Annotated in this window: 22 protein-coding genes; 6 read left to right on the forward strand and 16 right to left on the reverse strand. The window is 51.2% G+C overall.

The features are described 5' to 3' along the window. Window positions 1-195: 195 nt before the first annotated feature. The 4 genes from recQ to NST37_RS24050 all read right to left on the reverse strand — a co-directional run bounded on the left by recQ (window position 196) and on the right by NST37_RS24050 (window position 6,281). Window positions 196-1,986, reverse strand: a complete 1,791-nt coding sequence (gene recQ / locus NST37_RS24035; protein ID WP_024983003.1) for a DNA helicase RecQ — start codon at window positions 1,984-1,986, stop codon at window positions 196-198. A 207-nt stretch (window positions 1,987-2,193) separates the two neighbouring features. After that, window positions 2,194-2,874: an MgtC/SapB family protein gene (locus NST37_RS24040; RefSeq protein ID WP_003388655.1), complete on the reverse strand. Its 681-nt coding sequence runs from the start codon at window positions 2,872-2,874 to the stop codon at window positions 2,194-2,196. A gap of 205 nt (window positions 2,875-3,079) precedes the next feature. Next, window positions 3,080-4,432 carry an MATE family efflux transporter gene (locus tag NST37_RS24045; protein ID WP_339185958.1) on the reverse strand — a complete coding sequence of 451 codons (1,353 nt, stop codon included), beginning with the start codon at window positions 4,430-4,432 and terminating at the stop codon, window positions 3,080-3,082. 157 nt (window positions 4,433-4,589) lie between these two features. Beyond that, the gene (locus tag NST37_RS24050; RefSeq protein WP_003388657.1) at window positions 4,590-6,281 is read right to left on the reverse strand and encodes a HAMP domain-containing methyl-accepting chemotaxis protein; all 1,692 of its coding nucleotides are present in this window, start codon (window positions 6,279-6,281) and stop codon (window positions 4,590-4,592) included. Window positions 6,282-6,735: 454 nt separating this feature from the next. On the opposite strand from NST37_RS24050, the gene NST37_RS24055 reads away from it, so the two are divergent. Together NST37_RS24055 and NST37_RS24060 are read left to right on the forward strand one after the other, a co-directional pair. Further along, window positions 6,736-8,106 (forward strand): helix-turn-helix transcriptional regulator, encoded by a 1,371-nt coding sequence (locus tag NST37_RS24055; protein WP_003388658.1) that lies wholly within the window; start codon window positions 6,736-6,738, stop codon window positions 8,104-8,106. A gap of 376 nt (window positions 8,107-8,482) precedes the next feature. Beyond that, window positions 8,483-8,620: an aspartyl-phosphate phosphatase Spo0E family protein gene (locus NST37_RS24060; RefSeq protein ID WP_122958019.1), complete on the forward strand. Its 138-nt coding sequence runs from the start codon at window positions 8,483-8,485 to the stop codon at window positions 8,618-8,620. 212 nt (window positions 8,621-8,832) lie between these two features. On the opposite strand, the gene NST37_RS24065 is transcribed toward NST37_RS24060, so the two are convergent. From NST37_RS24065 to NST37_RS24095, 7 genes are all read right to left on the reverse strand, one after another. Further along, window positions 8,833-10,548 carry an adenine deaminase C-terminal domain-containing protein gene (locus NST37_RS24065; protein WP_003388660.1) on the reverse strand — a complete coding sequence of 572 codons (1,716 nt, stop codon included), beginning with the start codon at window positions 10,546-10,548 and terminating at the stop codon, window positions 8,833-8,835. A 25-nt stretch (window positions 10,549-10,573) separates the two neighbouring features. Next, window positions 10,574-11,635, reverse strand: coding sequence for an ABC transporter ATP-binding protein (locus NST37_RS24070; protein ID WP_024983008.1), 1,062 nt, complete (start codon window positions 11,633-11,635; stop codon window positions 10,574-10,576). Between the two features lie 15 nt (window positions 11,636-11,650). Continuing rightward, window positions 11,651-12,439, reverse strand: a complete 789-nt coding sequence (locus NST37_RS24075) for an ABC transporter permease (protein ID WP_003388662.1) — start codon at window positions 12,437-12,439, stop codon at window positions 11,651-11,653. Between the two features lie 5 nt (window positions 12,440-12,444). Continuing rightward, complete coding sequence (locus NST37_RS24080) at window positions 12,445-13,266, reverse strand: ABC transporter permease (RefSeq protein WP_003388663.1); 822 nt, start codon at window positions 13,264-13,266, stop codon at window positions 12,445-12,447. Window positions 13,267-13,292: 26 nt separating this feature from the next. Next, window positions 13,293-14,225: a nucleoside hydrolase gene (locus NST37_RS24085; RefSeq protein ID WP_227278293.1), complete on the reverse strand. Its 933-nt coding sequence runs from the start codon at window positions 14,223-14,225 to the stop codon at window positions 13,293-13,295. A gap of 106 nt (window positions 14,226-14,331) precedes the next feature. Beyond that, on the reverse strand, window positions 14,332-15,414 hold the full coding sequence (locus NST37_RS24090) for an ABC transporter substrate-binding protein (protein WP_003388667.1): 1,083 nt from the start codon (window positions 15,412-15,414) through the stop codon (window positions 14,332-14,334). A gap of 412 nt (window positions 15,415-15,826) precedes the next feature. Then, window positions 15,827-16,174, reverse strand: a complete 348-nt coding sequence (locus tag NST37_RS24095; protein ID WP_003388668.1) for a hypothetical protein — start codon at window positions 16,172-16,174, stop codon at window positions 15,827-15,829. 1,036 nt (window positions 16,175-17,210) lie between these two features. Here NST37_RS24095 and NST37_RS24100 point away from each other — a divergent pair. Beyond that, complete coding sequence (locus NST37_RS24100) at window positions 17,211-18,155, forward strand: YafY family protein (protein WP_339185960.1); 945 nt, start codon at window positions 17,211-17,213, stop codon at window positions 18,153-18,155. Window positions 18,156-18,231: 76 nt separating this feature from the next. Beyond that, a complete protein-coding gene (locus NST37_RS24105) occupies window positions 18,232-18,810 on the forward strand; it encodes a DinB family protein (protein WP_122958018.1) in 579 nt (192 codons plus the stop codon). A gap of 210 nt (window positions 18,811-19,020) precedes the next feature. Here the strand turns inward: NST37_RS24105 and NST37_RS24110 are convergent, their stop codons facing one another. From NST37_RS24110 to NST37_RS24120, 3 genes are all read right to left on the reverse strand, one after another. Continuing rightward, window positions 19,021-20,007, reverse strand: coding sequence for a lipoate--protein ligase (locus tag NST37_RS24110; protein ID WP_338463130.1), 987 nt, complete (start codon window positions 20,005-20,007; stop codon window positions 19,021-19,023). A 216-nt stretch (window positions 20,008-20,223) separates the two neighbouring features. Beyond that, window positions 20,224-20,430 carry a YwbE family protein gene (locus NST37_RS24115; protein ID WP_024983014.1) on the reverse strand — a complete coding sequence of 69 codons (207 nt, stop codon included), beginning with the start codon at window positions 20,428-20,430 and terminating at the stop codon, window positions 20,224-20,226. A gap of 125 nt (window positions 20,431-20,555) precedes the next feature. Beyond that, a complete protein-coding gene (locus tag NST37_RS24120; RefSeq protein WP_024983015.1) occupies window positions 20,556-21,167 on the reverse strand; it encodes a class I SAM-dependent methyltransferase in 612 nt (203 codons plus the stop codon). Window positions 21,168-21,355: 188 nt separating this feature from the next. On the opposite strand from NST37_RS24120, the gene NST37_RS24125 reads away from it, so the two are divergent. Next, complete coding sequence (locus NST37_RS24125) at window positions 21,356-21,835, forward strand: CarD family transcriptional regulator (RefSeq protein ID WP_003388675.1); 480 nt, start codon at window positions 21,356-21,358, stop codon at window positions 21,833-21,835. A 229-nt stretch (window positions 21,836-22,064) separates the two neighbouring features. On the opposite strand, the gene NST37_RS24130 is transcribed toward NST37_RS24125, so the two are convergent. Further along, window positions 22,065-22,982: a hypothetical protein gene (locus NST37_RS24130; protein ID WP_003388676.1), complete on the reverse strand. Its 918-nt coding sequence runs from the start codon at window positions 22,980-22,982 to the stop codon at window positions 22,065-22,067. Next, on the reverse strand, window positions 22,957-23,541 hold the full coding sequence (locus NST37_RS24135) for an RNA polymerase sigma factor (protein ID WP_122958014.1): 585 nt from the start codon (window positions 23,539-23,541) through the stop codon (window positions 22,957-22,959). The genes NST37_RS24130 and NST37_RS24135 overlap by 26 nt, the downstream gene beginning before the upstream one ends. Before the next feature lie 178 nt (window positions 23,542-23,719). On the opposite strand from NST37_RS24135, the gene NST37_RS24140 reads away from it, so the two are divergent. Continuing rightward, window positions 23,720-25,345, forward strand: a complete 1,626-nt coding sequence (locus tag NST37_RS24140; RefSeq protein WP_339185962.1) for an AraC family transcriptional regulator — start codon at window positions 23,720-23,722, stop codon at window positions 25,343-25,345. Window positions 25,346-25,373 lie beyond the last annotated feature (28 nt).

Genomic DNA, 25,373 nt, shown 5'->3' on the forward strand with positions numbered 1-25,373 from the left:
AAAAGCCGGAATGCCTGGAGGCGGCACGGTTTGCTCCGGCTCACTGCGCTAAAAAACAAAAAACTACCGTTTGCACGGCAGTTTTTTATCCTGTAATTGAAAGATCAGTATGAAACGATGTTTAACACTGTTTCTTACTGAAGTTTCATAGTCAAAATATCCTTATAGCCGTCAATCCCGCCTGTTGCGAATAAATTATTGCGAACCTACTCCCGCCTTTGCTTGCGCATAATCCTGCAGACAATCCAAAAAAGCTTGGCCGTACTTCTCAAACTTGGCCGCCCCAACCCCTTTCACGGTCAGCATCGTCTCTCTATCAGTCGGACAAAGCTGGCTCAGCTCCTTTAAGGTGCTGTCGTGGAAAATGACATACGGCGGCACGCCTTCCTTCTGCGAGATTTCTTTGCGAAGCTGTCGCAGGCGCTCGAACAGCTCGTCGTCCTCCTCACGCTTGACCGGACGGATGAGCACCTTTTGCCACACCTGCTCTTCCCCTCTGAGCACAGGCAGTGCCCTGTCGCCCAGGGCGAGGGTCGGGTACTTGCTTTCCGTCACGCGCAGGTAGCCCTCGGCGATAAACAGCTCGATCAGGTCGACGATCTGCTTTTCCGTGTAATCGCTCATCAGGCCGTAGGTCGGCAGCTTTTCAAAGCCGAATTGCAGCACCTTTTTGTTGCGGGAGCCCTTCAGTACCTGGGCGACGAGTGAAGCCCCGAAACGCTCGCGCATCCGCTTGACGCAGGAAAAGACCTTCTGGGCCTCCAGCGTGACGTCGGCCAGCTCAGCGTCATTGGTGCAGTTGCCGCATTTGCCGCACTCCGGCGCCGAGTGGTCGCCGAAGTACCTTACGATGTACTGCTGCAGGCAGCGCGGCGTCCGGCAGTAATCGATCATGGCGTACAGCTTTTTGTATTCGTGCTCTTTTCTCTCTTCCCCGAGCGGATTCTGCTCGATGAAGAACATCTGCGTCTGGATATCCTGCGAATGAAAGAGCAGGATGCATTCGCTCGGCTCTCCGTCCCGTCCGGCGCGGCCCGCCTCCTGGTAGTAGGCCTCCAGGTTTTTCGGCATGCTGTAGTGAATGACGTACCGGACATTGGACTTGTCGATGCCCATGCCAAATGCGTTGGTGGCGATCATGACCTTGGCGTCGTCGAAGAGAAACGCGTCCTGATTGCGGGCCCTTTCCGCCTCGGACAGACCGGCGTGGTACCTGGTGACGGAAAAGCCCCGCCCATCGAGGAATTCATACAGCGCATCGACGTCTTTGCGCGTAGATGCGTAGACGATCCCGGATTGCTGCCGGTTTGCCTCCAGGTAATCGAGGATAAACCGGCGCCTGTCTTCCCCCTTTCGCACGGAAAGGTGGAGGTTGTCCCGGCCAAACCCGCTGATGTAGACGCGCTCATCCTGCAGCGTGAGCAGTCTTTTGATGTCCTCGGTGACCTCGGGCGTAGCCGTAGCCGTCAGGGCAGCGACTACAGGCCGGACGGGCAGCGCTTGGATGAAGCGGGAAATCGCGAGATAGCTCGGGCGAAAATCATGCCCCCATTGGGAGACGCAATGCGCCTCATCGACCGCTACCATGGAGATGGGCAGCTCGCTTGCAAGGGATAAAAAGCTCTCCGTTTCCAAACGCTCCGGGGCTACGTACAGCAGCCTGTACGTCCCTTCCCGGGCTTTTCTCATCCTGTCCCGCACCTCTGAGGAATCCAGCGTGCTGTTGATCTCCGCAGCCGCGATCCCCATGCTGACCAGCGCGTCCACCTGGTCCTTCATCAAAGAAATCAACGGGGAAATGACAATCGTGACTCCGTCAAACAAGAGGGCCGGCACCTGATAACAGATCGACTTTCCGCCCCCGGTCGGCATGATGCCCAAAGTGTCGTGGCCGGAAAGAAGACTCGCGACAATCGTTTTTTGTCCTTCGCGAAAGGCAGTGTATCCAAAATAGTTTTGCAAGACTTCTTCAGCTTGGTGCAACAAAGAGAATTCACCTTCTCTTCTGAGTTTTTATCCTGTTATTTCTATTAGTGTATAGAAAGTGTTTGAGACAAAACAAGAGAAGGTCGGAACTTCCAGAAAAAAAAGCACCGCATTGGGTGCTTAAAAATGTTCTGCTCGCTCCATCTCGTTGGAGGAGCCGCGCCGTTTTTAAAAGTCCACTTTTTTCTCTACTTCGTGCTTTCCACTTTACTCCCTGCTTTCCACTTCTACCGACACAATATGGTCGACTTCTTTCAGGGAGCGGTAAATATCTGTCGTGTACGTATCATCCTCGGCAGAAATCACCATTTCGAGCTTTTGGTGGCCCTGCTCCACATCCTTGACCTTTACCCGCTTCACACTCATGTTCATACGCTTGATTTGTTTGAAAATCGTATCGAGGTCTCCTTCCCCCTCAACGATGATCTTGACGGCCAGATCCCTTTGCCGCAACGTGCTCGGGCCTACCCATTTCAAGATGAGCGGAAACAGATTAATCGCCAAAATGATCAGGATCGTGGCCGAAACGGCTTCAAAGTAAAAGCCCGAGCCAACTGCGATCCCAAGGGCAGAGGCTGCCCATACCATGGACGCTGTCGTGAGGCCGGAGATCACATCGTTGCTTCTCCGCAGAATCACCCCCGCGCCCAAGAAACCGACCCCGCTGACGATTTGTGCAGCCAAGCGCATCGGGTCCATATTGGTGTGTCCGGGCAAGGAGAATCGGTGAACGGATTCGATCGACACAATCGTGATCAGACAACTGGCTACCGAGATAACCATGCTGGTTTTTACCCCCAGAGGCTTGTGCTTGAGCTGTCTGTCCACACCGATCAGCAGGCCTAAAAACATGGCGATGCCCAGTTTCACCAAAAAATCATAAGCCATCATCATTCTCCTCCTCTCTATGTCAATGTAAGGTTTTCTAACATGAAAAGCCTTGTAGAAAGTATAAACGTTTTTTCGTAAAAATTGGAGAAAAATTTCGGGACATCTTCCTTCCCTATTGTAAACGCGCCCCGGTTTCTTCATACAAAAAGCGGAACGCCTTGTAGAAGGCATCCCGCCGAAGCGAAAATCGGTATGAAGCTCGCTAGGTTCCTCTGATTTTCTGCTTCTGCAATGACAGGAGACGGCCAAACAGGAAGATCGCTCCCGCCGCCAGGCCTGTAATGAGTCCGATCCAGTATCCGAAGGCTCCCAGCGACGTCAGCTGGGCCAGCGCAAACCCGAGCGGCAGACCAATTACCCAATACGATACAAGGGCCACGATAAACGTCACCGTCACATCCTTGTACCCCCTGAGCACTCCCTGAATCGGTGCGGCTACCGCATCGGACAGCAAGAAGAGGATGGAATACATCAGGAAATGCTGGGCCAGCTCCAGAACGCTCGGGTCATTGGTGTAGAACCCTGCCACTTGTTCACTGAAGAAATAGAGGCCTACAGCGAACAGCGAGGCCATTCCCACGGCTGTAGTGATGCCCATGTAGCTGTACTGACGCGCATCCCGAAACCGCTCTGCCCCCACTTCAAAACCGACCACAATCGTCAGTGCCATGGAGATGCTGAGCGGCACCATATAAATGAAGGAGGCAAAGTTCATCGCTGCCTGGTGGGCGGCAATGGTGATCGTGCTGTATTCGCTCATCAAAAGCGTAACGGCGGCGAAAATGCTGACCTCGAAGAAGATAGAAAACCCGATCGGAACGCCGAGCTTGAGAAGCTCCTTCCAGGCAGCCATCGAGACGCGGTAAAACTTGCTGAACATGCCGTATTCCACAAACGGTTCTACCCGGTGCACCACGTACAGACTGATCAAGACGATGATCCAGTAAGTAATGGCCGAGGCCAATCCGGCACCGATACCGCCCAGCCGCGGAAAACCGAAGTAACCGAAAATCATGACGTAGTTGAGCGCGACGTTGATCGGCAGCGACATCAGTGTAATGACCATGGTCACTCTGGTCATGCCCAGTGCATCTATATAGCATCTGAGAACGGTATAGACAAACAAAGGAATAATGCCAAACGAGATTGTCACAAGATAGTAGTAGGCAATATGGCGAACTTCCGTCTCCAGACTCATCCCGTCCAGTATGGGACCGAGCAGCAGCGCGCCGAGTATGACGACCCCAATCGCGATGACAACAGACAAATACAGCGCCTGCATGACGGTAAACGGCACTTGATCCTTTCGCATCGCTCCCGCCATCTGCGCCACCATCGGCGTGACGGCCAGCAAAATTCCTGTCAGACCGGCCTGTACAGGCGTCCACAGGCTGGAGCCGATCGCAACCCCCGCGAGGTCAACCGGGCTTGCCTTTCCGGACATGACCGTATCAAAAAACGTCATGCTGAACAAAGCCAGCTGCGTAACCAGAATCGGCAGCAGCACTACGAAAAGCTGACGGAGTTTTTCCTGAAACGTATTCGTTTGTTGCATGGTTGTCTAACATCCTTGTAGTACAGATTTTTAAAACGTACTGACTGTTATTATAGAGACAGCTGTAAGGAATAGTAAAGAAAAGAAGTGCACGCCAGCTCCCGGCTGATAAAAAAGGTGCACCGCTTGGGGGCACCTTTTATCATACATTTATTTTCTATAAAGCAAATTTTTGCATTGTCCTTTTCAGCTCATCGGCCAACTGATGCAAGGACGCCGTGGAAGCGGCAATCTCCTCATTTGTCGCCAATTGCTCCTGAGAGGAGCTGGCTACGCTTTGGGCTTGAGACGACGCTTCGACTGCCAGATTCAGCACTTCTTTTACGGCCTCGTCCACTTGCTCCGAGCTGGCGGAAAGCTGCTCCGCAGAGCTGGATACCTCGTGGATTTCTTCGTACACCTTTTGAATGGAGCGTTGGATGCGCTCAAAGGACTCTCCCGCGACATTGGCGACAAGTGTACCGTCTTCTACGACCCGGGCTACCTTTTGCATCTGCTGGACGGCTTGTTCCGTGCTGGCCTGAATGTTGCTGATCAGCATGGCGATCTGTTCCGCCGACTGCTTGGAGTCCTCGGCCAGCTTGCGTACCTCATCGGCTACAACCGCAAATCCTTTTCCATGCTCGCCTGCGCGGGCCGCCTCAATCGCTGCGTTCAGCGCCAACAGATTGGTCTGCGTCGAGATCGCCGTGATCACCTCGACGATTTGCCCGACTTCCTTGGACTGCTCACCCAGTTCTTTGACGATTTCTGCCGTCTGAGCCACACTCGAATCGATCAGCTTCATCTGGTTGACTACGTTCTCGACGGAGCTGCTGCCTTCGACGGCCTGCTCCGAAGCTTCTTGGGACGAGACCGATACGAAGTTGGACGACTCGGCAATCCGTCTGATCCCCTCCGCCATTTCGGAGATCGATTGGCTGCTCGTCTGCGCCCCGATCGCTTGACGCTCGGCACCGGTCGCCATCTCCTGCATGGCGCTCGCTACCTGGTTGGCCACTTGAGCGGTTTGCTCCGAGCTCATCAGCAAGTCATTGGAGGAGGAAGCGATTTTATCGCTGGAGTCACTGACAACGCTGATGACTTCCCGCAGGCTTTTCGCCATCTTCCCTACGGACTGGCTCAGTTGAGCAACCTCGTCTTTTCCGCTAATAGACAAATCCGGTACGCGAAGGTTGCCGGATGCGATGAGATCGGCTGTCTCCGTTACGACCGATAGAGGTTTTACCTTCCGATACAAATAGAGAATCGTTCCTATCGAGTTGAGTGCCATAATGACCACCAGGGCAATCGTTACCCACATGAACAAATACATTTGATTGGTCATGCTGTCCGCCAGATCCGTGGCCCATGCATCCAGCTCCTGCTGGAATTCCTCCAGCTTCTCGATGACCATTTGCTTCTTTTGTTTGTATTCTTCACCGAACGAAACCTTGAGTGCCAGCTCATACTCTCCGGCTTCTGTCAGCTGGAATATCCTTTTTTCAAGCCCGACCAAAACATCGGAGCTTTGCTTGGCTTGTTCTACCTTGTCCACCAGGTATTCCGGAACGTGCATTTCCGTCATTCGTTCGAGGACTCTTTCCCGAGTCTTGGCCTCGTTAACCTCCCGCCAGTAGTTATCATAATTTTCTTTATCGCGGGATTGGACGTAGTTCCTGAGTTCATTGGTCAAGTATTCGCTGGAGTCGAGCAATTCGTCACCGAGCTGCTTTGCTTCCATTTGCATTTCGACTGCCCGATCCTGTTTTTGAATCGATTCGGCCAGCATATACAGGCTGCCTATGGTCAGAACAGAAAACAACAGGAAAAAAACAATGGCCACCTTTATGGCTTTGGCTATCTTCACAGCGGTTTCACTCTCTCTTTCTGTAGTTGGTTCCGTATAGCTGCACTCCTATCTTTTGCTTCCACCTCTTCTTTCCCACTGATGGTTTACCCGTTTACTTACTCCTATTGGAAGGTAGAGCGAAAACATGACTTTCCCCTCAGCGAAACGATCGTCTTACTCCTGTTAAAAAATAGACCCAATTTATGAGTACGTAGACTTATCGCCTGATGGCAAGCCCTTCAATAATTCCAGAGCTTTTACCCTATTGAAATTTTTTCCATGTAAGTAAAAAGGCTTGCTTCACCAATATATACCAAAGTATCGCTTGCTGCCTAACACTTTTTTTGCAGCTTAAATTTTTACCTTTTTATGGGTAGTGTGTTAATATAAAGGATATTAGAAAATTGAGATTTTCCATACCGGAGCGAGGGGACCTAGTATCTGTCCATTGGGGAGTAGGGGGTATTTTCTCATGAGGCTGCAAGAGACATTGAAACGGTCGTTGCGGTCAGAAATCGAAAAAAACTTAAAGGAAAATGGCTATACACTAAGTAAATTCAGTGAATTGACCGGTATTAACCCTGGAAGTTTGAGCGAAATTTTAAACGGCAATCCGCCGCGTGCTTTAACGATATGCCATCTCGACAAGATGGCTGAGGCTTTTGGTTACCCTCCTGGATGGTTGTACGAATTGTATCCAGAAGAATGTTTGGGCGAAGGGAAAATTTCACGGCCGCGCTTGATTCCGTATCTGGTTCGTTGTGCGGAGATCGGCAGACAAGATTGTATCGATGCTGCCGTTTCCCGGCTGCTGGATAACCCTAAGAACATTTCGATTCTATTTACCGTAGCAGAGCAGCTATTTGAGAGTGGAAAACGGAGAGAATCCGTTCCTTTTTACGAGTTCGTCATCGATAACGAGAAGGACAGCTACTCAAATCAGTTTGTCATCAGCCAATATCGACTGTTCCGAGCGGTGGAAGGAACGAACTCTGAGGAAGATTTTAAAGCTGTCATTCGTTTTGAGCCTTATCGCAAGCGGTTAGCTGAAGATTACCAGTTGGATGCTCTCCTGCATTTAGCAAATGTATGTTACACCCTACGAAGGTGGAAAGATGTTGAGAAGTACGCTGACGAACTAAGGGAGCTGGCAATGATCGTCTATGAGGACGAGCTTCGCCGACGAAAAAACAACAGGCCCAGCGAATTGCCAAAAACGGAACGCCCTTTGATTGTTTACTATGGACAAGGTTTTCTGTTAAAAGCGGTAGCATTAAAAAATATGGGAAGGTACGAGGAATCGAAGCATTATACGAACGGCTATGCCGATTTGAGCTGGTTCGAGCTTCTTGATGAAGAAGCTGAAGCAGAGGTTGAAAAACTGCGATTATGGGCATTGGCTAATTCGTACACCTTGTCCATGAGTACAGGAAGTATAGAAGTGCTGCCCGATTATTTGGATTTCCTGTCTGAACATCCAAGTGAGGTGCTTCCTGGCCTGGTAACGATCATGAAATCTGCGAATGAGTTCGGCTTTCCCGTTGAATCTGTGTTGGAGCGGTTTTCAGAAGACATAAAACGTTTTGAAGAGTACCAAGATGCTGTTGATAAAATTCTCCATCTTCACTTTCTGTACCAATTAGTGGTATACTTGTTTAAAAAAGGCGATTACTCCACAGGCCTGGACGAAACCTTACGTTGCCTTGTTTTGTCCGATGCATCCAAAGACTTCGACTATTTCAAACGATGCATTGGGTTGTTTTGGACACATCTTCAGCACGCATCGGACAAGCAAAAGAAAACATTTCAAACCCTTGTAGACGAAAGGAGCAGGAAGGTATGAAGAGCTTTATTTTGTCGGTATGTTTGGTATTGGGGTTAGGGATCGGCATCAATGGAGTATCTGGAGAAGTCACCATAAAAAAACCTCCAACAGTAATCCAATACGATCATGGGGTAGGAAAATAAAAGCATCCAAATCGGATGCTTTTTTCTTTTATACAATTTTTGTCAGTCCCTCATTTTTCGCATAACAGATTATATTTAAAATAATTGTTCTTACAAAAAAAGGGGGTATTGGTATAGCTGTAGCTGCAAGCAAGAGAGCGTACACAAGCAGTACATTTGAACCCCATTCAGATAAGTATATATTCAGGGTGATCGAGCCAAAAGAGAAGGGGTTCCAGGAAGAAGATAAAGAGTTAATAGAGGTCACAGAAATGCTGCGAAGGCAATTGGTCGAACTGGCTTGCGAAAAGGGATTTTCACATAGGGAAGTAATAGAGCTGAGCCAGCGCCTGGACAAGTATATTGTCCAGTTGCAAAGCAGAATGAATGTGAAGAAATCGATAAACTGAGATCGAGCAGCAGTATACACCTTCCTGTCGGAACCGGGCGCAATCTGAGCGCTGCCGGTTCTTTTTTTGTCCAAATCAAGGAACTGGAACGAGCTGGCCAGTTGTTTTATATAAAGAAGGAAAGCTGGTCATGAAAAAACGGCCCTGTCTTCTATACAGCGGCCGTTTTTTGTTATACCGTTTATATTCGTTCTCGTTCCGTATTGACAATCTTACTGGACCAGCAGCGGAACAACCTTGCCCTGGTTTACATCGATCAATCCGAGGTCCGTAAGCTTGAGGGCCGGACTGACCGGCAAGGAATGCGTGCTGATGGACATGATCGGGTTGTAGTGTCGATAGCCGAGCGACAGCATCGCTTTGCGCAGCTCCTCCACTTCTTTGGCCGTCTTCTCCAGCGGTTCCTCGGTCAAAATCCCGCCTACAGGCAAATGCAGATTGGCCAGCACCTCTCCGTTGTCGACCACACAGAAGCCGCCCTGGTTGCGGATGACTTGATTGGCTGCCATCACCATGTCTTGCGGATTGTGCCCAACTACGAGCAAATTGTGATTGTCGTGGGAGTAGGTAGTGGCCACAGCTCCCCGCTTGATGGTGTCGCCGCCGATCAGGCCGTAGCCCCGGTTGCCGTTCCTGCCGTAGCGCTCGAATACGGCGATCAGACCGTAGCCGCTCTCCTGCCAGCAGAGCTCTCCCCCGCGGATGTCGACCGGGGCGTGATGCTCCTCGGTGAAGGTGGAGCCGTCTTTTACCAGCATGACCCGGGCGGTGTATCGTCCATCGGCCGCATCCGCATCCATGCGCACCTTGAAGTCTTCCTCGGTGAGTGGCGAAAGCTGCACACTTTGATAAAAATGGGCCGGGAACTGATTGGGCACTACCTGCTGGCGATATGCTTCATTTTTGTCGTATACCTTTTTCCCATTCTTGTAGACCTCATCAATCGCCAGCTCGCGCAGATCGGACAGCAGCATGAAATCGGCTACCTTGTTTGGCGCAATGGCTCCGCGGTCGAGCAGCTTCATCCTTCTCGCCGGGGTAAACGTGGCGGCATAGATCGCCTTCTCCGGCTCCATCCCCATCTGGATCGCCTTTTTGACGATGTGGTTAAGATGTCCGCGATGGTAGAGCGAATCAGTCATCACATCGTCCGTGACGAAGCAAAACAGCTCGGATACGTCGTTTGTGACGAGGTAGCTCATTACTTCCTCCGTCATCGACTTTTCCTGAATCTCGATGAACATGCCCGCTGCCATTCTGGCCTCCATCCCCTCCAATGTCTGGTGGGTGTGATCGGAATCCACACCGGCGAAAATGACGCGGTGCAGGTCGAGATCGAGCAGCTTCGGACAGTGGCCTTCGATGACGAGATCCGGGTAATGGCTGCGGATATGCTCCAGGATGCGATTGGTCTTGCAATCCGGATCGGTGATCACGTCGACGTAGTTCATGATTTCGCCGAGGCAAATAATCCGCTCGGAACGAAGCAGCTCGTCGATGTCCTCGATCTCCACAGCCCCTCCGGTCGTCTCCATCGATGTCGCCGGCACCGAGCTGGGAATCGCGTAAAACATATCGACGATACAGTTCTGACTTGCCCGGATCATCTCCCGGATGCCAGAGATGCCAAACACATTGGCCATCTCATGCGGCTCGGGAACGATCGTCGTCACTCCGTTTTGAATCAGCCCAAACGAAAAGGTCTCCGGCGTCACCATCGTGCTCTCAATATGCAGATGGATATCGACCAAGCCGGGAATCATGTAGCGCCCTTTTGCGTCGATCACTTCCCTGGCTTCAAAGCTTTCCGCGCCGCGCTGCCCGATATAGAGAAACCGTCCGTCCAGAACGGCGACATTGCCTTTCGTGAACCGTTTGAAATAACTGTTGTATACGTTTGCCTGCAAGATGAGCAGATCAACCTGCATGGATACCCCTCCTGTCTGCTGACGATTAGTCGACCAAAACCAGCTTTTCTTTGGGAAACATCAGATAGACCGGCTGGCCTGCTTTATAAGGGGAATCCATTTCCTGATTGACCGTAAAATCGCCCAGGTCGGTCTCCACGACATACTGATAGCTTCTGCCCAAAAACGTGCTTACTTTCACCTTGCCCTTCAACACATTTCGTACCGAATCGGCCGGTTCTTCCGCGCTGACCACCAGGTCGTCCGGACGGATCGCCCCTTTTTTCCCGGAATGGTTGGCTGTACCCGGATTTTTGGCAGCCCGGAACGTATGGCTGCCTGCAGTCAAATGGATCTCCCCGTCCTGCTCCGTTCTTTCGCCAAAGTCGATGAAGTTGTTGAAGCCGATGAACCGGGCGACGAACTCCGTCCGCGGATACTTGAAAATAGTCGCCGGATCGTCAAGCTGTTCGATAATCCCCTTGTTCATGATCGCCACCTGGTCGGAGATGGAGAAGCACTCCTCCTGGTCATGGGACACATAAACCGTTGTAATGCCCAGCTCCTGCTGGATGCGGCGGATTTCCACCCGCATGTTTACCCGCAGATTGGCGTCCAGATTGCTCAGCGGCTCGTCAAACAGGAGCAGATCGGGCTGTATGACCAGTGCGCGGGCAATCGCCACACGCTGCCTTTGCCCCCCGGAAAGCTCCTTGGGGAAGCGCTTTTCAAAACCGTTCAGGCTGACAACATCGAGAATGTGGCGGACGCGCTGGTCGATTTCGGCTTGATTGACCTTTCGCAGCCGAAGTCCAAACGCGACATTGTCAAACACGGACAGGTGCGGAAACAGCGCGTAGCTCTGGAAGACAAAGCCGAAGTTGCGCTTGTTTACCGGCACACGGGTATAATCCTTGCCGTCGAACAGGAATCGTCCCGCTTTGGCCTCCAGGAACCCGGCGATCAGCCGCAGTGTCGTCGTTTTCCCGCAGCCGCTCGGACCAAGGAGTGAAATGAGCTGGCCCTTTTCGATATTCAAACTGAAATTGTCCAGGATGTTCTGATTTTCATAGGCGACCGATACGTTTTCCAGCGTGAGCAATGCCATGAATTGATGCCTCCATTATCGTTTGGTAAAGTAGGACAAACCCATGAGACGTTCAATGATGAACATGAAGATAGCCGTAATGATCATGAGCAATACCGAGATGGCGGCGATCGTCGGATCGAAGTAGTTCTCCACGTACGTCAGCATCTGGATCGGCAGTGTGCTGACCCCTGGCCCCGTCATGAACACGGAAATGTCGACATTGTTGAACGATTCGAGAAAAGCGATCAGGACCGCCGCGATAATCCCCGACCGAATGTTGGGGAGTACGACTTTGAAGAAGGTTTCCAGCCGTCCGGCCCCCAGACTGAGCGAGGCCTCTTCGATGGCAAAATCAAAGTTGGACAGGCTGGATGCGATAACCCGGATGATAAACGGGAGCATCAATACGGTGTGCCCGACCAAAAGGCCCGCGTAAATCGGCAGTTGGTACGTGATGATGACGTATTTGAGCATGGCAAATCCCATGACGATTCCCGGAATCAGAACGGGAGAGATGAAGACGCCGTTTAGAAGCGACTTCCCCTTGAACTGAAAGCGGCTCAGCGCATAAGCGGCCGGGATGCCCAAAGCCAGAGCCAGCAAATTTCCCGCCAGCGACACAATCATGGAGGTTTTGAATGTCTCCATGAACATTTCTACCTCAAAAATGTTTTCATACCATCTCAGCGAGAAGCCCTGAGGCGGAAATTTCAACACCGTGCCGGGCTCGAATGAGGTAACCGAAATAATCAGCAACGGCCCGAGCAAAAAGAGAAAGATTAAAAACGTAAACAGGGCGAGCCCTCGATTTTTCTCCCGCATGCCTCTTACCCCTTCGGATTTAGTTTCGTAGCCAGTTTGTTCATCAGCCCGATCACGATAAAGGTGATTGCAATCATGATCGTGGCGATCACGGAGGCCATATGCCAGTCATTCAAGGTAATCGCGTTTTGATAAAGGAACGTCGAGATCACCCGCTGCTTCCCTCCGAGAAGCGCCGGTGTCGTGTAGGCGGTCAGGCTGCCCACAAAGACCAGAATGCTGCCGATGATCAAGCCCGGCACACTCAAAGGAACGATCACCTGGCGAAACGCCGTAAACTTGGATGCACCCAGGCTTTCTGCCGCTTTCAGCAGGTCTGGATCGATATTTTCCATGACCCCTACCAGTGTGATGATGATCAGCGGGAGAAACAGGTGAATCAGGCCGATCATCATGGCGCTCGGCGTATAGAGGATTTCCAGCGGCTTTTCGATCAGCCCCAGCGAAAGCAGCGAGCTGTTCAACAGCCCCTTTTTCCCAAGGATGATCATCCAACTGAACGAACGGACGACAGAGCTGGTCAGCAGCGGGAAGATCGCCAGCGCGAGCAGAACTCCCTTTTTCCGCGGTCCGAGCTTGGAGATATAGTAGGCTGCCGGGAAGCCCAGCAGAATGCATGCAATCGTCGTTACCACGCTTACCTGCAAGGTTGTCCACAAGATCTTCAGGAAGTACGGGTCGGCGAGAAAGTGCAGATAGCCCTCAAGCGTAAAGCTTCCTTCCTGGAAAAACGTAGACAGTATCGTCATTGCAATGGGAATGACCATAAACAGCGTTAAAAACAGCAGTCCAGGCAGCAGCAACAAATACAAACCCAGTTTTTTCATCACATGTACTCCTGTTCCTGATTTCGCTACGACTGCAGCGTGCGGATAAATAGGTCGAGAAACGCTTTGGAATCTACCTCAAGGCAAACGTCCATGTTCGGCGCTTTGGACAAGCGGTTTTGGAAATCGCATACTGTCTGGCCGTCGCACAGCTCGCTCCGGGTCTCCACGTCCACAAAAAGCTTCCGGGTCCCTACCAGGTCTTTTTGCAGCGCGACCCCGACTGCGAGCGGGTCGTGCAGGGCACATGCACGTACGCCATTCCTCTCAAAGTAGCGCTGCATGTAATCAGCCGTGCTTGTCTTCACGTATTGGCCGACAGGAGTGTCTCCAAGCTGGCGGATATGCTCCTCCGTCAACAACGCTTTGCGCGTCACGTCCAGACCGACGAGTGTGAGCCTTTGGAATCCGGCGTGAAAGACGATCTTGGCCGCTTCGGGGTCGACGTAGATGTTGTACTCCGCCGTCGGGGTAACGTTTCCGAAATCCTTGACCACGCCGCCCATCACAATCACTTCTTTTACATGGCGGACGATCTCCGGACATTTCCGCACCGCCAATGCGAGATTGGTCAGCGGCGCCGTCATGATCAAGGTGATTTCTCCGTCATGGCGCAGCACGTTCTCGATCAGGAAGTCAGGGGCAAAGCCGACTGCTGCTTGTGTCTTCACGGAAACGTCCTGCAGCGCTCCGCCAAGCCCGTCCTCTCCATGGACCCGGTGTTCAAAAAAGGTCGGTCTGAGTACAGGACGGTCTGCTCCACGGATCACCGGAATTTCCTTCTCCACGCCCAAAAACTCCAGTACCTTCAAGGTGTTCTCCGTCGCTTTTGCCAGCGACACATTTCCGTTCACCGTCGTGATCCCGAGAATATCGAAGCGTTTGCTTTTGATTGCCAGCATGATGCCCAGGGCATCGTCAATTCCGGTATCGACATCGAGGATGACTTTTTCTTTCACGGCAGGGTCCTCCTTTGGCATGAACAATTGCCAGCGTTTACTTGTCCTTTTGACAGAAAAACAAGGGCATATGTGTGTGATATACCCTTGTTTTCGTCTTAGCGATCTATTGGGCGATTTCCCGGTTCCAGCGGTCAATCCATGCTTTGGATTGCTCGTTTACGGCCTTCATGTCCAGCTTGCGCAGCTTGCCGATGACCTCTGCACCGTAGGTGACGCCTTTTGCTTCCTCGTCGGAAAGCTGTACGTTCGTATTTACAGGAGAATCGACTTTGGCTTTCGCCGATTTTTCCTGGACTTCCTTGCTCAGCTGCCAGTTGATGAACGCTTCGGCCAGCTCTTTGTTCTTGCTTCCCTTGACGACGTTCACGGTGTTCATGACCGCGTAGCCGCCTTCCTCAGGGGATACGAATTTTGCTTCCGGTACGGCAGCCTGGATGTCCTTGAAGTACATTTCCATGATCGGACCGATTGCGATTTCGCCTTGGCTAAACATGTTCACATATTCGGAAGTTTTGTCGTAGTATTTTACGACGCCCGGGTTCACTTCTTTTACCTTGGCAAACGCCTTGTCTTCATCGAATGCTTCGCTGCCCGCTACAATTGAAGCAGCGTCCAGCAGCATTGGACCGGTGGTCGACGTGATGTTCGGCAGTGTCAGTTTGCCGGCCATCTCCGGATTCCACAGGTCTTTCCAGGATTTCACCTCGGTCTTGATGACGGTCGGATTATAGGCAATGCCAAATTGGCCGATGGTATAGGCTGGGCCGTAGTCCTCGCCCAGCGGCGCTTTGGCGATGTCGTAGATTTGGTCAATGTTCGGGATCTTGCTGCGGTCGATTTTTTCAAACAGACCGGCATCGATGCCCTGCTGAGCATAGTAGTCGGAGAGGTAGATGACGTCTACTTGCGAGCTGCCCTGGCGGATTTTATTGAGTCGTTCCGCATTGTTTCCGATTTCCACGACGATTTTTACGTTGTGTTCTTTTTCAAACGGCTCGTACACTTCTTTGCGGAAAAAGTCCTCGGAGAAGCCCCACGTAGAGATAACCAGCTTTTTCGGTTCGCCTTTGTTTGAACCGCCTGCTGCTCCGTTTTCCGCTTGTCCGTTTCCTCCGCCGCATCCGGCCAAAGCCGCGGACAACAGGGAAATGGTCAGAAAGCCACCAAACAGTTTCGTTTTCTTCATCGCTATATTCCTCCACCCATTGCGTTATTCACTAAAATCGAACATTAATATAATAACATCAAAATACGTTCGTTTTTTTAATTGTTTTTTAGTAAAAAAAAACAAAATAATGCTTATCATTGTCCTGTTTGCTAATCTTCAGTTGTGTTTGGGTTCGCTCGGCTGCGTTTTTCTACGTTTTGTTTTGCTTCATTTCGCTTGTTTATCTTGCGCTGCAGTCTCACCGCCTTGCCATTTGTATTTTTTTGCCAAATAGAAAAAGAAAAGTACCCTTGGTAGAAAACTTGCTTTCTAACAAGAGCACTTTTCTTTGTAAACAAAGAACAGTGACGCCCGTTTCAGCCACGCTCCGGTCATCTCTTAAGATAGATCAAAAGGGATAATCCGTTCACTGGCGGTTTCACGTATTCGATTATGGCGACTCCAACAAAATCACATTGGTGATCGCCCACAACGTCGGTGCATCATAATCCCGCAAGACTGCCTCAATGCGCAGACCCATCTCTTCCTCCAGCCGCTCGCGGAGTCTCTTTTTGTACAAAAGCGACATCCGGAAATCGACTTCCAGCTTGAGCGTTGGGGCTTCACCTTCCAACGCTGCTGAACGAGGCGACCTGCGATGCTTGGCTTGAAAGGTAATGATCTGCTTGTCAATCTCCACTCGCAAGAGCGTTGTGCCAAATCCGAATAATTCCTTGGAGATCTCGTTGTAGATATGGCTCAGCTTTTTTTTACTCTCATTCGAGTCCAGTAGGCTCATGATATCACCTGCTAGAGCGATGTTCAGGTATATTCATTGTCCTCATTATACATATGATCTTGTCTTCGGGCAAGTAAACATTCGTATTTTCGCACAAATAATAGACGATGCGAAGCTTTATCATTCGGAATGGGCTTTATCCTGGCTTTATCCTGGTGTGTACCTGCTTTATGAGGATAGCCGTTGCTGTCGTGAAAACCTGTATAAGCAACGGGACTGCAGGGAAAGAAGCATGTTCCCAGACTCACTTCGGCTCCGCCCTGCGAGGAAGCTAAACTGTCCGCTTCGCAAGCAATCGCGGGAAAGCGCAAAACGACGCGCAGCTTCGAAGCTTATTCATAGGTTGCGCTTTGTTTCCCCGCGATTGCTTGCGAAGCTGGGCAGGGCTCCACAGGCGTTCGTCTGGGAACATGCTTCTTTGACGAGCAGGGGGTTTGCTTCGGGTTTTTGCTGGGGGAGTCTTAAGGGAGGTAACGGATTTTGTAGGAAACTCAGGATGAAAGGGAGTCTGAAGTGTTCAAGGATGACGGCTTATCCGATGGTTGAGATATGATCTGATGGCGAAGAAGGTGGACGCTTGCATAATAAGAATAAGGTTGCAATTCTGATTCAGACTCGGATTTCATTTCTTATTCCTCTGTCCTTTATCCTTCCCTCTTTGATTTACCCGGAAAAAATGTCTGAACGAACCCCAAAGCTGTAGAGATGAAAAAGCAGAAAAACGCGAAGGTCTTTGGGACACCTCCCAGGCAGAGCGAAGAGTGCGGAACACGCTTTTAGCGTCCAACTCTGAGAAGCTCCCTGAGTCGCTGCTTTTGGACGCGGTTCCGCTTTTGGAGTGGAGCCGGACAGTGAATCTTTCAAGCAGTGTCCCACCGAACCTTGAGCGTTTTTCTGCTTTTTCATCTCCTCCACCAAAGCCCGATCAGCGGCCTTTCGGGCTGTACCCATTGGAAAGAAAAAGAGCCCCAGTTGCCAGACGCCGACCAACCGATTACAGTGAAGGAAAATCACCTGCGGAGGGAAGCTGAACACGATGAACAAGACGGACCGCCTGCTCGCCATCGTACTCGAATTGCAGCGTAAAGGAACATTGCGTGCCGAAGATCTGGCAGCCATTTTCGAAACAAGCGTAAGAACCATCTACCGCGATGTCCAGGCGCTGTCAGAGGCTGGCGTTCCGATTGTCGGCGCTCCCGGGCAGGGATATTCCTTGATGGAGGGCTACTTTTTGCCGCCGCTTCATTTTTCGGCGGACGAAGCGGTAACCCTGCTGCTCGGACTCGACTTCGTCGAACAGCAGCTCGATCCGCTCTATCTCGCCAAAGCGAAAGCCTCGCGCAAAAAAATCGAAGCGATCCTGCCCCAAGCTGTACAGCGGGAAGTGGAGAAGACGCGATCCGGCATGAAACTGCTCACCGCCCAATCGGCAGCAGATGCCGATTCCCGGACGATGCTGCAATTGCTCCGTCAAGCAATACAAGAGGAAAGGAAAGTGCGGTTTCTCTATACGAAAAAGCTACCTGAAGCAGATGGAAATCGCCAAAACCTCCGTACCGTCGCTCCTTATGGCTTGGTATTCGTAAACGGCTCATGGGGACTGCTCGGGTACTGTGAGCTGCGGGCGGACATCCGCCGTTTTCTCGTAAAGCGAATGCGTGATCTTACCCTGTTGGATGAAAAAGCGGTGCGGCCTCCCGATTTCAATCTGCAGGACTATACCCCGGCAGATGACCGAACTATGACAATCACTGTCCGCATTGCACATGACATTTCCGACAAGGCAAGGGAATCGCGTTTCTATTATATAGACGCTATTCAAGACCATCCGGACGGCCTGCTCGTCACGCTCCGGGTCCGGCAGCCCGAGGAAGTGCTGCCATGGGTGCTCGGCTGGGGAAGCAAAGCGGTGGTCGTCGAGCCGGAATCGTTTCGGCTGCAAGTGCGTAAAGAAATCGAAAACATGCTGAAACACTACTGACATACTGCTGTCAGGAGCGCTCTCGTATAGTAAGGAGAGTAGATCGAGAAAACGAGAGGAGCTGTCTGATATGCTTATGAATACGAAAGAGACGTTGAAAAAAATGGAGGAAATCACGGAGCTGTACGTGAGGGAACTGGACCGCTATGATATGGAGCAGCTCACCCGCAAACCAAGTGAAGACGAATGGTCGCTCGGACAAATGTATATGCATTTGATCCGCGCCGCCCTGTTCATGCAGCTTCGCCACGTGGATACCTTCAAAGCGCAGAGCGAGCAGATTGAAGCCGCAAACGGCGAAGCTGGCAGCGAGTCCTTGTCAGGCGGAGATACGCCAGGAGAAAAAACGGAAGCAGGGCAAGCGGTATTTGCCCAAGGCAGCCTCCCTCCTGTGCGCATTCGTGTCCCGGCCTCCCCGGAATATACGCCTCCGCAGCCGGAGAGCAAGGAGCAGCTTGCAGAAGGATTGCGCCAGGTTTTAAGCAAGATGCGCGAGCTGGAGCCGGTGTTGGCTGACATTTCTCCCGTCTTTACGGCTCCCCATCCAGCCTTTGGCCACTTGAATGCGACGGAGTGGTTCGCCATCGTAGAGATGCACTACCGCCACCACCTGCGGCAAAAAGAACGTCTGGATGCTCTGCTGATGCAGGTATGACCGACTGCTGCGAGAGACCGGCCGGAAGAAACTGAGGCACACGGTCCGAAGGCATGGGACCAACTCCAAGTGCCCAATAAGCAAAAAAGGCTCTTTCCTCGACACACGTTTCGCCGGGAAAGAGCCTTCCGCTTTTTTAAGACGTTCACTTGCTTCGAGTATGATACAGCACCCATGCGGCAGGACTCGGGCTATTGCCGCCCCTCCTCGCTACAGCACCATCTCCAGCCATTCCTTTTTGGTGACCGGCCCGAAATAATACGCGAGATCCAACGTATCCAGCACCTGCTCCAGTGCTTCCCGGTCATACCTTACACCCACCAGCTTGTCCGTAAACTCCGAAGTTTCGCCCAAGCCAAAGAAGTCTCCATAGACGGAGGCAGATTTGATCAATCCCTTTTCCACGTACAGACGGACATCGAAGGTCCCTGAGCCAAGCCGCTTCACCCGCTTGACGTTGAAAGCCGGCGACTTGCCGTAGTTCCAGTCCCAGTTCCGGTAGCGCTCCGCCGAGATCTGGTCGATGCGTTTCCAGTCTGCTTCAGTCAGTACATACTGCTGCACTTGTGATCCGGCAAAAATCGAGTTGAGAATGTGCTGCCGAAATTGTTCGATGCTCATCGGCTCACGCAAAAACTCGGAAATGTTGGCCACGCGGCTGCGAACCGATTTTACCCCTTTGGATTTGAACTTTTCCGGGTTCACATTCAAGGCTGAGGCTACATTTTCCATCTGGGAGTCAAACAGCAGGGTCCCGTGCGTAAACATGCGCCCTTTGGTGGAAAACTGGGCGTTGCCGGAAATTTTCCGCTCCCCTACCTGAATGTCGTTGCGTCCCGTCAGTTCAGCTTCGACGCCCAGCTCGTTCAGCGCTTTTACGACCGGCTCCGTGAACTTGCGGTAGTTGTGAAAGGAGTTCCCGTCGTCATTGGTGATAAAGCTGAAATTGAGATTGCCCAGATCGTGGTAGACAGCCCCTCCACCGGACAGGCGGCGGACGACGTGAATGCCGTTCTTGGCTACATAGTCGGCATTGATCTCTTCGGCCGTATTCTGGTTCTTGCCGATGATAATAGACGGTTCATTTATGTAGAAAAGCAGGTAGTCGTGATCGGCGGGGAGATATTTCAATGCGTATTCTTCGATGGCCAGATTGATCCTGGGGTCGGTTATGTTTTGATTGTCGATGAAAAGCATCAGGCTTGTCCTCCTGTCACTCTTTTGTCTTTTGCTTTTATTTCTGCCTCTGTCGAAGGCCGGGAAAACGGATGCACTCTCTTGTACTATAACCGATCCGGCCCTTTTTTCCTATGAGTCTGCTCTCTGTATGGCACACTCTCTGTCACTTCCAGGCAAAAAAAAAGAGAAGCGTCCGGCCTCTCTTTAAAACGAACGCCCCTCCGCGTCCGTTTGTCATTGTTTTTCAGAGGACACGATCGTCTTCACTCTGCCGACCTGCCCATCCTGCAAGCGAACCTTTATCCCGTGCGGGTGAGCCGGAGAATTGGTCAGAAGATCTTTGACGATCCCCCGCGTCGTCTTTCCGGTGCGTTGATCCTGTTTGAGAACGATCTCGACCTCAAGTCCCGGATATATGTTTTTTCGCTGCTGCCCCGCCAGGCTGGTTGGCAGCGGTTGATTCGCTTTGTCTGCCATTGTTCGCAAAACCTCCAGTTGTCTGTATCCTTCCTTGTCTTACAGCCTTCTTTTGAACCTGCTCTGTCGACAAGCTCAACCCAACATCCTCACTTCGTGCAAACCGCCACTCCGATAAAATAACGAACGCCGTTTCTCGGCTTCTCAAAGGTAACACCCCGCTGATAGTAGATGTCTACATCTGAGAAACGGACAAACAGCTCCTGGAACTCTTCCGGCGTCAGCTGATGGACATGAAAAGGCTCGCTGGTCGGCATGCCTCTCCCCCGTCCGAACGGACTGGACAAAACAAGCGTCCCGCCCGGCTTCAGCAGACGATAAAGCTGGTCCATGAACCGAACGTCATCCGCTACATGCTCAATCGTTTCGAAACTGAGGATCGTATCAAACATCCCGAGCTTTTCCGGCAGGTGCGGGTCAAGCGCATCGCCCTGCTGATAGACAACCTTTTGGTGATTGTACTCCCGATTGGCATACTCGACCGTTTCCGGATCAATATCCACCCCGACAATCTCGGTGACTTCGCGCTTTCGGTCCTTGGCCACCATATGACAGCCATATCCAGTGCCGCATGCCAAATCCAACACCCTTCCGCGGATGTACGGAGTGGCGAAATAATAGCGGGCGATGTGCTCCAGCAGCATGCCATTTGTCGGCTTTAGCAGCTTGGGGATAATCCTTTCTCCTGTCCATGAAAGCATACCCGTCACCCCTTCCTGCATGATTTTCTCCCATCTTACCGCATTCACAGGCAAATTCATAGAAACGGCTCGGAAAGCACCCAAAGTCATTATTGACATAAAATATTTTCATGTGGTAAGATTATTTATTTTCACCGAATATCAAATTTGTGTTATACTAGATGTATTACAAGATCGGGGGTGGGGTTATGTTTCACATTGGCGACAAGATTTTTTATCCGATCCACGGAGCCGGAGTGATCGAAGCCATTGTTGAGAAAGAATTTCTCGGCGAAAAACAGCCATACTTTGTTTTGGACATGTTGCTTCGAGAACTGCAAATCATGGTCCCGCTGCACAAGATGGACGATCTGAACATTCGCCCGATTGTAGAAGAGCATACACTGGAAGCTGCTTTTGTCGCCCTGAACGAGGGAGAGCCTGACTTGAGCGTCACCGCTGCCCAGAGACACCGCATCAATATGGAGAAGATCAAACGCGGGGATATTTACGAGGAGGCCGAAGTCATCCGCGATCTGACCTGGATCTCGAGAACAAAGGTGCTCGGCACAGGAGACAAGCTTATGCTCGATCAGGCACAGCAATTATTCATCAGCGAAGTAGAACTCGTCAAAGGGATTGCAACAGAAGAAGCATCCGCCCTATTGATGCAGGCCATTCATCGGTAATTTATCACTGGCTATAGCAATACCCTCCACTACCTCAACGAACCTGTGAGGCAGTTTTTTTATGCGATACGCAAACAGGGGCTCCCCTCGTCTTTTCAGACATGAGGGAAAGCCCCTTTTTTCTATGTTTTTTGATAGACCATGCAGTATTGTTCCAGATCGCTGTTTGGCCATTTGATGATGTCCACGATCGCGAACTGGTTTTGTAAAAATTTTGGGTCAGGAGAGATTATTTCACGAGCTTTTCCGCGATGGCGAGCAAGTCTTCCTTAGCAATGTCCGGGGAAGAAGTCGATACAAAGACCATCAATTTTTTATCTTCCTTGTAAAATTGAATGGACTTGTCAACCCTTACTACACTTCCGTTTTCTCCCTTGAGATTAGTCAGTTGGTAAAGGGCCTCCTGGCCGCCTACTTTTACATTTTCCACAGTATCGTCCGGGCCTGCTTCCGCGGCAGAATACTTGACTTTTTCAAAGTTCTCGATTCTTACCGTAACGTCACCTTTGCTATTGGAATAGGTACCTGCTATCAGCTGGAATGTCGGTTCCACCTTCAGTTCTTTTACGATGACATCCTTCTTTGTTTCCTCTGCCTCTTTATAAAAGTCTTCCTTGTTGTAGTCACGAATGACTTCGTGTTGAACCGAACCATCTTTAAACGTGAAACCGCCTGCCAATTCGGCCGGGAAAGTAAACTTGTCTCCCGCCTCCTTCTGTATTACTGCCCGGTCAGTCGAGGTAATCGGGATCTGGAAGAAGCTCACGATCTTATTCGGATTGTCCGGGACGATATAGACCGCAGCAGCATTGCCCGGTTTGACAGATTCACGGACTTCATTGAACAATTGGCTGTAGGTTTTATGCTGACCCTCTCCCGGTTCTGCTGTCGTGTGGGTGATCTGCGATACGACTTCGCCTTTTTCATTTTTCAACTCGTACACTTTTACCGCCCCATACGCTGTTGTCACACTGAATACCATACACGCCGCAATGATCAATCCCATTCTTTTTTTCACTCGAAATTCCTCCTTTTTATTTTGCCGCTCGCGCAAACGATCCAGCACCTGATCCTTGACATCAATCTGGGGAACTGGTGTATCCGTTATCAGCTGTTTGACTTCATCGAATGAGTCTGAACGCTTCACTCATTTCCCCACCTTTCTGCGAAATTAGTTGGTTTTTGCACTTTTTCATTGCCCGCTCGTATCGTTTTCTCAAGGTTGCCGGCTTTTCTTGGAAAAGAACAGATAACTCCTCATAGCCTTTTTCTTCGATTACCCGTAAAAGGATCAAATTTCGTTCCTCCGGGGATAGAGTCGATAACGCCCGATGGAGGGGAGCGCTCAACTGGCCCTGTTCCACCCGGGCTGCTCCTTCCTCTCGGTCATCCGCCGGCACCCGATTGTTCAAAAAGGGAACCAGGCGGTAAATCCGCTTTCGCTTGATCAAGTTAAGACAGTGATGATAGGCAATCTTGTAAACCCATGCGGAAAAGGAAACCACTTCCGTGTACTTTTCCAGGTTTTCATAGGCTTTAATGAAAACCTCCTGAACCGCGTCCTCCGCCTCCTGCCGATGCCCGAGCATGTGGTAGCAGTAGGTGAAAATAGGCTGCTGCAATTGCTCAATGACCATTCCGAACCCTTCAAGCGAACCGGAGGCCTTGATCTCCACGACAAGCCGCTCGATTTGCTCTTTATCCAAGAGCTTTTCACCCCCTTTTGCCCTTCTATAACAATCAACGATCGCACTTTGTGACCGTATCCGAAAAATTTTTTTCGTTTGCAAAAACTGTCTACTGGCAATTGACCATAAAAGTGCGTCTATGCTAACGTAAGGTAGTGATAATGATTATCATTATTGAAATTTGGAGGTTTCCAGCTTGGAATATACCCCTGACCATACACAATCTGTCCAAAACATTTTAAACGACCTGTGGCTGAAGCTGCAGAGCGCCGAACTGATTCGCGTCGGCAAGATGGAACAACAGCTCATCGAGTCCCATATTCTCTTCGTCTCCAAAGCCGGAGAGGGGCGTTTGATGATCGATTTTCACGATTACCGATTGCGTCCGGATGCGATTCATTTCGCTTATCCCGGTCAAACCATCGGGGTGTTTGCCGAGTCTGAAAAGGAAGTCGAGCTATATGCGGTCAGATTCGCGGTTTTGGAAGACACAAAGACCGCTAGTGTCTTCCCCTTGGCGGGCGAGGTGCCGGTTTACCCCGAGCCCAAGGCTTTGCTGCTGTGCGATCTGGTTACCGCTTGTTTTCGCAGCGACCAACCGTTGGAACATTTTCGCGGGCAATCGGCGTTTTTGGAGCTGATGTATGTGCTGCTGAAAAAGATCCGGCTTCTCCCCGAGCGGGACCCGCGAACAACGCTGGACAGCATCAAGACGTATATCGAAGCTCACTACCAGCAGAATCTGACGATTGAACAGTTGGCCCGCATGGCCGACATCAGTCCGAAGTACTTTGTCGACCTGTTTAAAAAGACGTACGGAAAAAGCTGCATCGACTACCTGACAGAGGTGAGGATCAACAACGCCAAACGGCTCATGCTGCAATCCGATATTCGCCTTCGCGATCTTGCCCACCAGGTAGGCTATAGCGACGAGTTCTACTTTAGCCGAAAGTTCAAGAAAGTGGTAGGAGTTTCCCCCAGCATTTACATAAAAAACCGCCGCCGGAAAATCGTTGCCTATACTCCGTCCATTCTCGGACATTTGCTCGCGCTGCAGATCACGCCCTACGCCGCACCCCTCCACCCGAAATGGACGCATTACTACCATCGGCGGTATCGGGCGGATATTCCGCTGCACCTGAGCGCCTATCGGTTCAACCGGGACTGGGAATCCAATGTGGAAATGCTCGCCCATGCCAAGCCGGATATCATCGTTTGCGACAAGGACAGCCTGCACACCAGGGAGCGGGAAGAGCTGGAGCAAATCGCGCAGATCCTCTACATACCCGGAGCGGGGATGCACTGGCGGGATCAACTGAAGCTGACGGCCCAGTTGTTGGGGGCGGAGCATGAAGCCGACTGCTGGCTGCGCAGCTACGACCAAAAGACAAAGTCCGCCAGGGAGCGGCTACATCGGGAACTGAAGGATGACAAAGTGCTCGCCATGAGTATCTACAAAAAAAGCTTCTACGTATCTCCGGCTCGCGGGATGATGGATGTCCTCCGCCGCGATTTGATGCTGAACGTCATTCCCGGCCCGCCTCCTGACGAACACCGGCAAGCCATTTCCGTGGAGCAATTGGCCGATCTGGACCCCGATCATATTTTGGTCAACGTTTGCCAGGAGCCGGAATCGCTTGGGGAATGGCACCATTTGCAATCGTCCGCAGTTTGGCGGGATTTGAAGGCCGTCCGCAAGAACCGGGTGCATCTCATCTCCTCCGACCCGTGGCGAGAATACTCCGCCTATGCCTGCGACCGAATGGTGGACGACCTTTTGATGCGGCTGCATGGAGATCGTCCAAATGATTTCCGGATATAGTCCATGTTCCGTTCGCGGGAGCTGGTTT

The sequence above is a fragment of the Brevibacillus sp. FSL K6-6036 genome, from assembly GCF_037964015.1.
Lineage (GTDB): Bacteria > Bacillota > Bacilli > Brevibacillales > Brevibacillaceae > Brevibacillus > Brevibacillus borstelensis.